The organism is Streptomyces sp. NPDC055243, from assembly GCF_044544025.1.
GTDB lineage: Bacteria > Actinomycetota > Actinomycetes > Streptomycetales > Streptomycetaceae > Streptomyces.
This window is the reverse complement of sequence record NZ_JBITWR010000006.1, coordinates 480,246-492,496: the sequence shown is the minus strand read 5'-3', so window position 1 is coordinate 492,496 and position 12,251 is coordinate 480,246. Positions and strand designations below refer to the sequence as shown.

Below are 12,251 nucleotides of genomic sequence, written 5' to 3'. Positions count from 1 at the left end.
GAAGGGGCGCCCCGCGGCCGTCAACTGTCAGCGGGCGATGACCCGTTGAGGCTCGTTCTCCGCGGCGGGGCCGGAGGCCGGAGCCGGGCGCGAGAGGCTGCCCGGCCACCACACCTTCCGCCCCAGGGCCACGCTCGCGCTCGTCACCAGATACGTCCGCACCAGGAACGTGTCGAGCAGCACCCCGACCGCGATCACGAAGCCCAGCTCGACCAGTTGCACCAGCGGCATGTTGGTGAGCACCGCGAACGTCGCCGCGAGCACGAGGCCCGCCGACGCGATGACGCCGCCGGTCGTCCGCAGCGCGGTCAGCGCGGCTGCCCCCGGCTCGGCGCCCGCGAGGGACTCCTCGCGCATGCGGTGCATCAGGAAGATGCCGTAGTCGACGCCCAGCGCGACGAGGAACACGAAGGACAGCAGGCCAAGACCCGGGTCCGTGCCCTCGAAGCCCATGAGCGGCTCGAAGACCAGGCCCGCGATGCCCAGCGAGGCGCCCCACACCGCGACCACCGCCGCGAGCAGCAGCAGCGGCGCGACGAGGGACCGCAGCAGGGCCACCAGGATCAGCAGGACCGCCGCGAGGACGAGGGGCACGATGATCAGCCGGTCGCGTTCGTTCGTGTCCTTCAGGTCCAGCTGCTGGGCGCTGGAGCCGCCCACGTACGAGCCGTCGAGGTCCGCGCGCAACGCCTCGATCGTCGCCGTCTCCCCCGCCGACTCGGGCGCGGAGGTCGCGATCACGGAGATCTCCGTCCAGCCCTTGGCCGTACGTCCCTTCTGCGCGCTGTCCACGCCCTTGGTGCCCTTGATCTCGGCGAGGGTGGCGGTGGCGCGGTCCTCGGGGGCCATCACGGTGATGGGCTGGGTGCCGCGTTCGGGGTAGGCGGCGGCGAGGGTCTCCATGGCGGTGACGGACTCGGGCGTCTTGGTGAAGGAGTCCTCCTGCTTCAGCGCGCCCGGCAGGTTCAGCGCCCCCAGGGCGAGCGCGCCGAGCAGCACGGCGCCGCCCGCCAGCACGGCGAGGGGCCTGCGCCCCGCCGAGCTGCCCATCATGGAGAAGAGACTGCGCCGCTGCTTGGGCTCGCTGCCGAAGGCCGGTACGAGCGGCCAGAAGACGCGCCGCCCCAGCAGGACGAGGAGCGCGGGCAGCAGCGTCAGCATCGCGGCGAGCGCGCACAGCACGCCGACGGTGCCCAGCGGGCCCATGCCTCGGCTGCTGTTGAGGTCGGCGGCGAGCAGGCAGAGCAGCCCGGCAGCGACCGTGCCCGACGAGGCGAGCACGGCGGGCCCGCAGCCCTTCAGCGCGGCGACCATCGCGTCGTAGGGGCGCTCGATCCTGCGCAGCTCCTCGCGGTAGCGGGCGACGATGAGCAGCGCGTAGTCCGTGCCCGCGCCGAACACGAGGATCGTCATCACGCCGCTGCTCTGGCCGGTGACGGAGGTCCCGAAGCCTTCGTGCAGTCCGTAGGCGACGCCCATCGCCAGGTAGTCCGCGATGCCCGCCACGGCGAGCGGCACGAGCCACAGGAGCGGGCTGCGGTAGATGACGATCAGGAGCAGCGCGACCACTGCGGCGGTCGTGTAGAGCAGCGGCCCGCCGAGCGAGTCGTAGACCTTGCCCGCGTCGGTGTCGAGCGCACCCGCGCCGCCCACGTCGACGCTCAACCCGCCCTCGCCGTGGGCGGCTTCGCGCACGTCGTCGACGAGCGCGTCCCTGGCCTCCTCGTCGTGGCCCGGCTCGGTGGTCACCACCGGGTACATCAGCGTGGTGCCGTCCTTCGACGGTACGGCGCGCGGGGTGCCGGTCAGTTGGTGGGCCTGGCCGATCCCGGCGACCTGCCGGGCCGCCGTTTCGCGGTCGGCGGCGGTCAGGCCGCCGTCACGGTGGTAGACGAGGACCAGCTCGGTGGCCTCGCCGCCCGGCAACTGGTCCTGGATCTCGGCCACTTGGGTGGAGTCGGCGCTGGCGGGGAGGTAGTCGACGATGCGGTCCTGCTGGGCGTCGGCCAGCTTGGACGCGAAGGGCCCGGCGAGCGCGATGACGGCTATCCACAGCCCGAGGAGCGCCCAGGGCACGGCTCGTCGGCGTCGTGCGGTGGTCTGTTCGGCCCGCATGACGGGCCTCCTTCCGGCAGGTTGGCAGGTTCAGTGCCAACCCTTCCGGAGGGGGTCACGCGATCCGTCGGGCGCGAGGGCGAGTTGGGGCGTACGGCACAGGGAGGCGAAGGAGTCGCACTACTCCCACGGGAGTAGTGGCCCGGAGCACGGCAGGGCTCGGGCCCGGAGCACGGCAGGATCAGAAGTGCGTCGTCCGCGCCGCCACCATGAGCCGCGTCACCTCGTCCGCCCCGATGGTCAGCGCGTCGCCCGCCGTGGTGAGCACCTCGCGCTCGGCCGGGGTGTACGGGCCGTCGGCGAGCGCGATCCGCGCGCCCTGGAGCAGCAGTGCCTCACGTCCGGCGGGGGCGAGGTGCGGGGCCAGGGGGCCGAGCGCCTCGTGCAGTTCTATGGCCAGACCGGGCCCGCAGTCCGGCACGGTCGCCCGGCCGGTGTCCGCGGCGAGCGCGTCGACGAGCGCGACGAGCTGTTCCTCGCAGGCGTCGTCGTACCCCGCGCCGCGCAGCGCGCCGACGGCCGCGTCGAGCGTCGTGCGCGAGGAGGTGCCGCCGGCGGCGAGGATCGCGAGGACGACGGTGTGCACGGCGTCGCGCACCATGGCCGAAAGGCGGGTGGTGGTGGGATGGTCGAGGACGTCCGTGCCGAAGTGGTCGCCGCAGGCGGCGCACTCGACGATGGGGCCCGCGACGCCGCGCGGCAGGACCGGGACGCCGAGCAGGACGAAGCGGCGACGGCCGGTGCGGCGCCGGTAGTTGCGGTCACCGCCGCAGCCTGGGCAGAAGAACTCGCCGTCGCCGACGGTGGTCCACGCCGTATGCATGCCGATCACGCGCCGGCGCAGGAACCGCCCGCGTGAAACGGGCGCGGCGAAGATGCGGGAGTCCCGGCCGTTTCGTCCCCGATCTGGCAGCACCACGCACCTCCGTAACGCCCCGGCAACATTGCCGCGTTGGGCGTGATGTTAGCCACATTGTTGATGTGGCGTCAGCACCCTGTACGAGAGATGGCCGGTAGACGACCTGGACACGGCCGCGCGCAAAAGCGCCGAACGGGCCCATTCGAGCCCGTCCGGCGCTTCTGCGTGACGTGGTGGAGCCGTGTGGCCGCCGGTCAGCGAGCCGCGCGGTTCACCGCGGAAACCGCGGCCTTCAGCGAGGCACGTGTCGTATTCGCGTCGATACCGATGCCCCACAGAACCTTGTCGCCGATCGCGCACTCGATGTACGAAGCGGCCTGCGCGGAGGCTCCTTCGCTCATCGTGTGCTCCTGGTAGTCCAGGAGGCGTACGTCGATGCCGATGCCCTGCAGCGCGTTGAAGAAGGCCGAGATCGGGCCGTTGCCGGTGCCGCTCAGGATCGTGTCGGCGCCGTCGACGGTCGCCTCGACGGTCAGCGTGTCCGTGCCGTCCTTGTCCGTGGTGGTCTGGCCGTTCTTGACCTGGATGCGGCCCCACGGGTTCTCGGGGTTGGGCAGGTACTCGTCCTGGAAGATGCCCCAGATCGCGTCCGGGGTGACCTCGCCGCCCTCGGTGTCGGTCTTCGTCTGAATGATCTTGGAGAACTCGACCTGCATGCGGCGCGGCAGGTCCAGCTTGTGGTCGTTCTGCAGGACGTAGGCGATACCGCCCTTGCCGGACTGCGAGTTGACGCGGATGACGGCCTCGTACGAACGGCCGACGTCCTTGGGGTCGATGGGCAGGTACGGGACGGCCCACTCGATGTCGTCGACCGTCTTGCCCTGCTGCTCGGCCCGGACGCCCATGGCCTCGAAGCCCTTCTTGATGGCGTCCTGGTGGGAGCCGGAGAAGGCGGTGTAGACGAGGTCGCCCGCGTACGGGTGACGGGGGTGGACCTCCATCTGGTTGCAGTACTCGGCGGTGCGGCGGATCTCGTCGATGTCGGAGAAGTCGATCTGCGGGTCCACGCCCTGCGAGAAGAGGTTCATGCCCAGCGTGACCAGGTCGACGTTGCCGGTGCGCTCGCCCTGCCCGAACAGGCAGCCCTCGATGCGGTCGGCGCCGGCCATGATGGCCAGTTCGGCGGCGGCGACGGCGGTGCCGCGGTCGTTGTGCGGGTGGACGGACAGGCAGACGTGCTCGCGCCGGGTCAGGTTGCGCGACATCCACTCGAAGCGGTCCGCGTGCGTGGAGGGCGTCGAACGCTCCACCGTGGCGGGCAGGTTGAGGATGATCTCGCGGCCCTCGGCGGGCTGCCACACGTCACAGACGGCCTCGCAGACCTCCAGGGCGAAGTCCAGCTCGGTGTCCGTGAAGATCTCGGGGCTGTACTGGTAGCCGAAAATCGTCTCGGGGCCCAGCAGCTTCTCCGCGTACTCCATGACCAGGCGCGTGCCGTCGACGGCGATCTGCTTGACCGCGTCCTTCGAGCCGCGGAAGACGACCTCGCGCCAGACGGGCGCGGTCGCGTTGTACAGGTGGACGGTGGCGCGCTTGGCGCCGACCAGCGACTCGACGGTGCGGGCGATCAGCTCTTCGCGGGCCTGCGTCAGGACGGAGATCGTGACGTCGTCCGGAATGGCGCCGTCCTCGATGATCGACCGTACGAAGTCGAAGTCGGTCTGGCCCGACGAGGGGAAACCGACCTCGATCTCCTTGTAGCCCATGCGGACCAGCAGATCGAACATCTCGCGCTTGCGCGCCGGGGACATCGGATCGATCAGCGCCTGGTTGCCGTCGCGCAGGTCCGTGGAGAGCCAGCGGGGAGCGACCGTGATCCGGTTGTCGGGCCACGTGCGGTCGGGGATGTCGACCTGGTCGTACTGGCCGTACTTGTGGATCGGCATGGACGTGGCGCGCTGCAGATTCGGCTTGATGGCCATGATGCGGGGGCTCCTCGGGAGTGTCCTTAAGGACGGCCGACGGTCGCTTCGCGAGCAACACCGAACTCCGCGGGGAGGGGGTCGGCCTCGACTACAGGCCCTCGCCGCGGCAGCTAAGGAGAAGCAGCCCGTAACGCATGATGCTCCGCAGCCTAGCCGAGCCGCGCTGTGTGCGCGGGTGCGTATCAGTATGCGGGATCGCCGTCAGGTTACGGCCAAGAGGTGATCAATACCTCTATTTCACTAATCATGGTTGCAGGTAGTGACAGCGGCATGACCCAGTGCCACATTGCCGCCATGACCGCCAACCCAGGCTTCGAGCCTGTCTTCTGCACCATCATTCCGCCCCACGTGCTCGACACTCTGGCCCAGAGTGACGACGCCACGCTCGCAGGCCCCGCCCGCCGCACCCTGGAGCGGGACGCCATCGAGCGCACCCACCGCCGTCTGACCACGGTCATCGGCGCCCCGTCCGTCTCGCTGCCCAGGGAAGCAGCGGAAGGCAAAGCGCACCGCACGATCCACGACGCCAAGCACAAGACCGAGCTGCCGGGACGCAAGGTCCGCGGCGAGGGCGAGAAGCCCGGCAAGGACGCGACCGTCAACCGCGCGTACGCGGGCCTCGGCGCGACCTTCGAGCTGTTCCTCAAGACCTACCAGCGCAACTCCATCGACGGCAGCGGCCTGCCGATGAACGCGACGGTCCACTACGGCGAGAAGTACGGGAACGCCTTCTGGAACGGCGAGCAGATGGTGTTCGGCGACGGTGACGGCGAGATCTTCCTCGACTTCACCATCCCCGTGGACGTCATCGGCCACGAGCTGACGCACGGCGTCGTGCAGTACACGGCGAACCTCACGTACTTCGGCCAGCCCGGCGCCCTGAACGAGTCCTTCGCCGACGTCTTCGGCTCGCTGATCAAGCAGTACACGCTCGGCCAGACCGCGTCCGAGGCCGACTGGCTGATCGGCGCCGGGCTGCTCGCCCCGCGCGTCACGGGCACGGCGCTGCGCTCCATGAAGGCCCCCGGCACGGCCTACGACGACGACGTGCTCGGCAAGGACCCGCAGCCGGCCGACATGGACCACTACGTCCGCACGGGCCGCGACAACGGCGGCGTGCACATCAACTCCGGCATCCCCAACCACGCCTTCTACCTGCTCGCCGAGGCGCTCGGCGGCAGCGCGTGGGAGCGGGCGGGCCAGATCTGGTACGCCGTCCTGACCGGCGGCCAGCTGGCGCAGGACGCGTCCTTCGAGGACTTCGCGAAGCTGACGGTGGCCGCGGCGCGCGACAAGTACGGCGAGGGCGAGGAGCACGGGGCCGTCGTGAAGGCCTGGTCCCAGGTCGGCGTGCCCACCAACTGAGCTACCCACCGGCCTCCCCATGGAGTAGACAGGTTCCATGCGTATCCAGGTGAAGCGCACGGGAGGATTCGCGGGCATCGAGCGGCACGCCGAGGTCGAGACCTCGGGACTGCCCGATGCCCACGAGTGGCAGGCCCTGGCCGAGGAGGCCGTGGCCCAGGGCAGGAGCACGCCGCCGATAGGCGTGCCGGACGGCTTCAGCTACCAGCTCACCGTCGACGGACACACGGTGTACTGCTCGGATCCACGCCTGACCGATCCGCAGCGGAAGCTGATCACGCGTGTCCTCAAGGAGGGCTCGTAAAGGAGGGGCGAAAAGGGCGGGCCCGTAAAACTTGAGCGGTGTTCACGTTTTCTGGGGTACGCCCATTGACTTCCGTACTCGGCCGTACGGAAGATCGCGCCCATGGCAGCGAGCGATGCGCGCGAACCACTCCCTCAGTTCCCCCGCGACTTCCTGTGGGGCGTGTCCACTTCGGCCCATCAGATCGAGGGCGCCGTCGACGAGCGCGGCCCCTCGGTCTGGGACGCGTTCACCGCGGTGCCGGGCAGGGTGAAGGACGGCACGACGGCCGCCGTCGCCTGCGACCACTACCACCGCTACCGCGAAGACGTCGCGCTCATCCGGGAGTTGGGGGTGGACGCGTACCGCTTCTCGGTGTCCTGGCCGCGCGTGCTGCCGGACGGGGCGGGCGAGGTGAGCGGCGCGGGCCTGGACTTCTACGACCGCCTGGTCGACGAGCTGTGCGCGGCGGGCGTGCGCCCCGTCCCGACGCTCTTCCACTGGGACACCCCGCTCGCGCTCGCGGCCGACGGCGGCTGGCTGCGGCGGGACACGGCCGAGCGTTTCGCCGAGTACGCGGCCGTGGTGGCGGCCCGCATCGGCGACCGCGCCAAGAAGTGGATCACTCTGAACGAACCCGCCGAGCACACCCTGCTCGGTCACGCCCTCGGCCAGCACGCCCCCGGCGAGCAGCTCATGTTCGACGCGCTGCCGGCGGCGCACCACCAGCTCCTGGCGCACGGTCTCGCCGTACGGGCGCTGCGCGCGGCCGGTGTCACGGACATCGGCATCGCCAACTCGCACGGCCCCACCTGGCCGGCGTCGGCCTCGCCCGAGGACACGCAGGCGGCGGACTTCTACGACGTACTCCTCAACCGCCTGTTCGCGGACCCGCTGATCCTGGGCCGGTACCCGGACGGCATCGCGGAGTTGCTCGCGTCCGGGGGCGACATCGAGGCCGACCTGTCGGTCATCGCGGAGCCGATCGACTGGTACGGGATCAACTTCTACCAGCCGACGAAGGTGGGGGCGCCGCTACCGGCCGGGGCGTCGACGCCGACAGAGTTCTCCGGTCTGACGCTGCCGCCCGAACTCCCCTTCTCCCCCAGGGAGATCGAGGGCCGGCCGGTCACGGACTTCGGCTGGCCGGTGGTCCCGGAAGCGCTCACCGAGCTCCTGACCGGCTTCCGCGACCGGTACGGCGACCGCCTGCCGCCGCTGGTGATCACCGAGAACGGCTGCTCGTACGAGGGGATCGACGACCGGCGGCGGATCGACTACCTCGACGGTCATCTCCGGGCGTTGCACCGGGCGTTGGAGGAGGGAGTGGACGTGCGCGGCTACTTCGTCTGGTCCCTGATGGACAACTTCGAGTGGGCGGAGGGCTACCGGCAGCGCTTCGGTCTCGTCCACGTCGACTACACCACCCTGGAGCGCACCCCGAAGGCCTCGTACGCGTGGCTGCGCGAGACGCTGCGGGCCCAGCGGGCATGACCACGACTCCGGTCGACGACGCGCTGCGGGAGCCGACCGAACGGGTCGGGCGGAGCTGGACGTCCGCGCTGTCGCTCGCCAACGGGGCGATCTGGGTGGGCTGGTACGGCCCGCTCCAGATCCTCCTGGCCCTTCAGGCGGATGACCTCGCCCCGGCCGGCACGTCCAAGGAGACGGTCCTCGCGTGGGTGGCGGGGGCGGGCGCGGTGGTGTCCCTTGCGTCCAACCCGCTCTTCGGGGCGCTCTCGGACCGGACGGTGTCGCGCTTCGGGCGGCGCACGCCGTGGATCGTGGCGGGCACGGCGGGCGGCGCGGCGGCGCTCCTGCTGCTGTCGGCCGCGGGGTCCGTGTGGTGGATGGCGGCGGGCTGGTGCCTGGTCCAGCTCACGCTGAACGCCGCGTTCGCCGCGGTCACGGCGGCGGTGCCGGACCGGGTGCCGCGGCGCCAGCGGGGCGCGGTGGGCGGCTGGCTGGGGGCGGCGCAGCTGCTGGGCGTGGTGGTGGGGACGGGGCTCGCGACGGTGGCCGGGGGTGTGGGCGCGGGGTACGCGGCGTGCGCGGTGTTCACGGTGGCGGGGGTCCTGCCGTACGTGCTGCGCCACCGGGACCTGCGCCTGGCGCCGCGGGACAGGCCGCCGTTCGCGTGGCGGTCGTTCGCCGCCGCTTTCTGGCTGAGCCCGCGCCGCTACCCGGACCTGGGCTGGGCCTGGCTGACCCGCTTCCTGATCAACCTGAGCAACGCCCTGGTCCTGCTCTATCTCCTCTACTACCTGCGGGACCGCCTGGACTACGCCGACCCGGACGAGGGCGTACTGATCCTCACGGCGGTGAACGGCCTGACGCTGCTCGCGACGGTGGTCGTGGGCGGCGTCTGGTCGGACCGCGTGGGCCGCCGCAAGCCGTTCGTGCTCTGGTCGGGCGTCCTGATGGCGGTGGCCACGGCCGTGCTGGCCGGCTGGCAGACGTGGCCGGGCGCGATCGTCGCGGCGGCGGTGCTCGGGGTCGGCTTCGGCGTCTTCACGTCGGTGGACTTCGCCCTGATGACGGACGTCCTGCCCCAGGCCATGGACCGCGGCAAGGACATGGGCGTCATCAACATCGCCAACTCCCTGCCCCAGGTGGCGGCCCCGGCCCTCGCGGCCCCGATCGTGACGCACCTGGGCGGCTACCGGGTGCTGTACCTGGTGGCGGCGGTGGTGGGCCTGGCCGGGGCGCTCCTGGTGACGCGGATCAGGGGCGTGCGGTAGCCGGAGGCTCGGCGCCCCTCAGAAGCCGAGCTTGCGCAACTGCTTGGGGTCGCGCTGCCAGTCCTTGGCGACCTTCACGTGCAGGTCCAGGAAGACCGGCGTACCGAGCAGGGCCTCGATCTGCTGGCGGGACTTGATCCCGACCTCCTTGAGGCGCTTGCCCTTCGGGCCGATGATGATGCCCTTCTGGCTGGGGCGCTCGATGTAGACGTTGGCGTGGATGTCGAGCATCGGCTTGTCCGCAGGGCGGTCCTCGCGCGGCAGCATCTCCTCGACCACGACGGCGATGGAGTGCGGCAGCTCGTCCCGCACGCCTTCGAGCGCGGCCTCGCGGATCAGCTCGGCCACCATGACCTGCTCGGGCTCGTCCGTGAGGTCGCCCTCGGGGTAGAGCGGCGGGCTCTCGGGGAGCATCGGGACGATCAGGTCCGCGAGCAGCTTGACCTGCTTGTCGCCGACCGCCGACACCGGCACGATCTGCGCCCACTCGAAGCCGAGCTCCTTGCCGAGCTGGTCGATGGCGATGAGCTGCTCGGCGAGCGTCTTGCTGTCGACGAGGTCGGTCTTCGTCACGACCGCGATCTTCGGCGTCTTCTTGATCGTCGCCAGTTCCTTGGCGATGAACCGGTCGCCGGGGCCGAGCTTCTCGTTCGCGGGCAGGCAGAACCCGATGACGTCGACCTCGGCCCACGTCGTACGGACGACGTCGTTGAGCCGCTCGCCGAGCAGCGTGCGCGGCTTGTGGAGCCCGGGGGTGTCCACCAGGATCAGCTGGGCGTCCGGGCGGTGCACGATGCCGCGCACCGTGTGCCGCGTGGTCTGCGGCTGGTTCGCCGTGATCGCCACCTTCTGGCCGACCAGAGCATTCGTGAGGGTGGACTTGCCCGCGTTGGGGCGGCCCACGAAGCAGGCGAAGCCGGCGCGGTGGGGTGCCGCGGACGGCTCGGATGACTCGGTACGAACGCTCATGGCGCCCATTCTCCCTGATCGACGGAGGGCCGCAGCACGCCGAGGCACCGATCGGGCACCGATGAGGCGCCGGTACGGCATCGGTGAGCTCCCGGAAACTCTTGCGCAACACGAAACACGGCGGAAACGCCCGGGTGCCCGTTCCGAAACGCGCGGCGGTGACGCTCTCCCTCTGCCCCCACCCGGAGGAGAGATTCCCCGTGCAGACCGTGTACGCGTCGTACTCACCGCACTCGCTCACCACGCACCTGGCCGCGGCCAAGGGCCCCGACACCGGTGACACGGCCTGGCTGCTCGCCGCCACCGCCCTCGTCCTCCTGATGACGCCGGGCCTCGCGCTCTTCTACGGCGGCATGGTCCGCACGAAGAGCGTCCTCAACATGCTGCTCATGAGTTTCGTGTCGATCGCCCTGGTCACGGTGGTGTGGCTGCTCGTCGGCTACTCGCTCGCGTTCGGCGACGACGCCTTCGCGGGGCTGATCGGCGGCGTCGACCACCTGGGCATGGCGGGCATCGGCCCGAGCACGCTGACGGGGACGGTCCCGACCCTGCTGTTCACCACGTTCCAGCTGACCTTCGCGATCCTCACCACGGCGCTGATCAGCGGCGCGATCGCGGACCGCACGAAGTTCGCCGCGTGGCTCGTCTTCGTGCCGGTGTGGGCGCTGCTCGTATACGTTCCCGTGGCGCACTGGGTCTGGGGCCCGGACGGCTGGATCTCCTCCTCGCTCGGCGCCATGGACTTCGCGGGCGGCCTGGTCGTCGAGATCGCGTCCGGCGCGTCCGGCCTGGCGCTCGTCCTGGTCATCGGCCCGCGCATCGGCTTCAGGAAGGACGCCATGCGCCCGCACAACCTGCCGATGGTCCTGATGGGCGCGGGTCTGCTCTGGTTCGGCTGGCTCGGCTTCAACGGCGGCTCGGCCCTCGGCGCGAACGGCCTCGCGGCGGCCTCCCTCCTCAACACCCTGCTCGCCGGCTGCACCGGCCTGCTCGGCTGGCTCTTCGTGGAGCAGCGGCGCGACGGCCACCCCACCACGTTCGGCGCGGCGTCGGGCGCGGTGGCGGGCCTGGTGGCGATCACGCCCGCGTGCGGGGTCGTCGGGGTGCTCGGGGCCGCGGTGGTCGGTCTGGCGGCGGGCGTGGTCTGCTCGTACGCCGTGGCGTGGAAGTTCCGTCTCGGCTACGACGACTCGCTGGACGTCGTGGGCGTCCACCTGGTCGGCGGCGTGGTCGGCACGCTCCTGATCGGCCTGTTCGCGACGGCCACGATGACGGACGGCGCGGAGGGCCTGTTCTACGGGGGCGGGCTCGCGCAGCTGGGCAAGCAGGCGGTGGCGGTGCTCGTCGTGGCGGCGTACACCTTCGCGGTGACGTACGGCATCGGCAAGGTCATCGACAAGGTGATGGGCTTCCGCGCGTCCGAGGAGGACGAACTGACGGGCCTCGACCAGACGCACCACGCGGAGACGGCCTACGATCACGGCGTCCTGGTCGGCGGCCCACTGAAGGGCAGCACCGTGTCGCACCACCCGAAGGGGAGCACCCTCGCATGAAGCTCGTGACCGCGGTCATCAAGCCGTTCCGCCTCGACGAGGTGAAGACGGCCCTCCAGGAGCTGGGCGTACAGGGCCTCACGGTCACCGAGGCGAGCGGGTACGGGCGCCAGCGGGGGCACACGGAGGTGTACCGGGGCGCGGAGTACCAGGTGGACCTGGTGCCGAAGGTGCGCATCGAGGTCGTGGTCGAGGACCCCGACCTGGACCCGGTCATCGACGCGATCGTGCGCGCGGCGGCGACGGGGAAGATCGGGGACGGGAAGGTGTGGGCGGTACCGGTGGAGACGGTCGTGCGGGTGCGGACCGGTGAGCGGGGTCCGGACGCGGTGTGATCCCGTCCCGGCGCGGAGACCGGACGCCGCCCGCGACAGGAGTGGA

Annotated in this window: 10 protein-coding genes; 6 read left to right on the top strand and 4 right to left on the bottom strand. The window is 70.9% G+C overall.

The window, feature by feature from the left end:
* Positions 1-27: 27 nt before the first annotated feature.
* The 3 genes from ACIGXX_RS20760 to leuA all read right to left on the bottom strand — a co-directional run bounded on the left by ACIGXX_RS20760 (position 28) and on the right by leuA (position 4,956).
* Positions 28-2,115 (bottom strand): MMPL family transporter, encoded by a 2,088-nt coding sequence (locus tag ACIGXX_RS20760; RefSeq protein WP_399977519.1) that lies wholly within the window; start codon positions 2,113-2,115, stop codon positions 28-30.
* A 181-nt stretch (positions 2,116-2,296) separates the two neighbouring features.
* A complete protein-coding gene (locus ACIGXX_RS20755) occupies positions 2,297-3,031 on the bottom strand; it encodes a TerB family tellurite resistance protein (protein WP_399977516.1) in 735 nt (244 codons plus the stop codon).
* Positions 3,032-3,228: 197 nt separating this feature from the next.
* Positions 3,229-4,956, bottom strand: a complete 1,728-nt coding sequence (gene leuA / locus ACIGXX_RS20750) for a 2-isopropylmalate synthase (protein WP_351160376.1) — start codon at positions 4,954-4,956, stop codon at positions 3,229-3,231.
* 297 nt (positions 4,957-5,253) lie between these two features.
* On the opposite strand from leuA, the gene ACIGXX_RS20745 reads away from it, so the two are divergent.
* The 4 genes from ACIGXX_RS20745 to ACIGXX_RS20730 all read left to right on the top strand — a co-directional run bounded on the left by ACIGXX_RS20745 (position 5,254) and on the right by ACIGXX_RS20730 (position 9,348).
* Complete coding sequence (locus ACIGXX_RS20745; protein ID WP_351160378.1) at positions 5,254-6,324, top strand: M4 family metallopeptidase; 1,071 nt, start codon at positions 5,254-5,256, stop codon at positions 6,322-6,324.
* A 37-nt stretch (positions 6,325-6,361) separates the two neighbouring features.
* Positions 6,362-6,628 carry a protealysin inhibitor emfourin gene (locus ACIGXX_RS20740; RefSeq protein WP_361462423.1) on the top strand — a complete coding sequence of 89 codons (267 nt, stop codon included), beginning with the start codon at positions 6,362-6,364 and terminating at the stop codon, positions 6,626-6,628.
* 102 nt (positions 6,629-6,730) lie between these two features.
* Positions 6,731-8,101, top strand: coding sequence for a GH1 family beta-glucosidase (locus tag ACIGXX_RS20735; protein ID WP_351160383.1), 1,371 nt, complete (start codon positions 6,731-6,733; stop codon positions 8,099-8,101).
* Complete coding sequence (locus ACIGXX_RS20730) at positions 8,098-9,348, top strand: MFS transporter (protein WP_366465059.1); 1,251 nt, start codon at positions 8,098-8,100, stop codon at positions 9,346-9,348. Before ACIGXX_RS20735 ends, ACIGXX_RS20730 begins: the two co-directional genes overlap by 4 nt.
* Before the next feature lie 18 nt (positions 9,349-9,366).
* Here ACIGXX_RS20730 and era read toward each other — a convergent pair whose 3' ends face one another.
* The gene (gene era, locus ACIGXX_RS20725; protein WP_351160389.1) at positions 9,367-10,317 is read right to left on the bottom strand and encodes a GTPase Era; all 951 of its coding nucleotides are present in this window, start codon (positions 10,315-10,317) and stop codon (positions 9,367-9,369) included.
* Positions 10,318-10,517: 200 nt separating this feature from the next.
* Here era and ACIGXX_RS20720 point away from each other — a divergent pair, with 200 nt between their 5' ends.
* Together ACIGXX_RS20720 and ACIGXX_RS20715 are read left to right on the top strand one after the other, a co-directional pair.
* A complete protein-coding gene (locus ACIGXX_RS20720) occupies positions 10,518-11,870 on the top strand; it encodes an ammonium transporter (protein ID WP_399977509.1) in 1,353 nt (450 codons plus the stop codon).
* Positions 11,867-12,205 (top strand): P-II family nitrogen regulator, encoded by a 339-nt coding sequence (locus tag ACIGXX_RS20715; RefSeq protein WP_344527404.1) that lies wholly within the window; start codon positions 11,867-11,869, stop codon positions 12,203-12,205. Before ACIGXX_RS20720 ends, ACIGXX_RS20715 begins: the two co-directional genes overlap by 4 nt.
* The last annotated feature ends 46 nt before the right edge of the window (positions 12,206-12,251 follow it).

Bases quoted from the DNA above. Each gene is read 5' to 3' on its own strand.
- leuA (WP_351160376.1), bottom strand. From the start codon at position 4,956: ATGGCCATCAAGCCGAATCTGCAGCGCGCCACGTCCATGCCGATCCAC.
- ACIGXX_RS20760 (WP_399977519.1), bottom strand. From the start codon at position 2,115: ATGCGGGCCGAACAGACCACCGCACGACGCCGACGAGCCGTGCCCTGG.
- ACIGXX_RS20745 (WP_351160378.1), top strand. From the start codon at position 5,254: ATGACCGCCAACCCAGGCTTCGAGCCTGTCTTCTGCACCATCATTCCG.
- era (WP_351160389.1), bottom strand. From the start codon at position 10,317: ATGAGCGTTCGTACCGAGTCATCCGAGCCGTCCGCGGCACCCCACCGC.
- ACIGXX_RS20735 (WP_351160383.1), top strand. From the start codon at position 6,731: ATGGCAGCGAGCGATGCGCGCGAACCACTCCCTCAGTTCCCCCGCGAC.
- ACIGXX_RS20740 (WP_361462423.1), top strand. From the start codon at position 6,362: ATGCGTATCCAGGTGAAGCGCACGGGAGGATTCGCGGGCATCGAGCGG.
- ACIGXX_RS20730 (WP_366465059.1), top strand. From the start codon at position 8,098: ATGACCACGACTCCGGTCGACGACGCGCTGCGGGAGCCGACCGAACGG.
- ACIGXX_RS20715 (WP_344527404.1), top strand. From the start codon at position 11,867: ATGAAGCTCGTGACCGCGGTCATCAAGCCGTTCCGCCTCGACGAGGTG.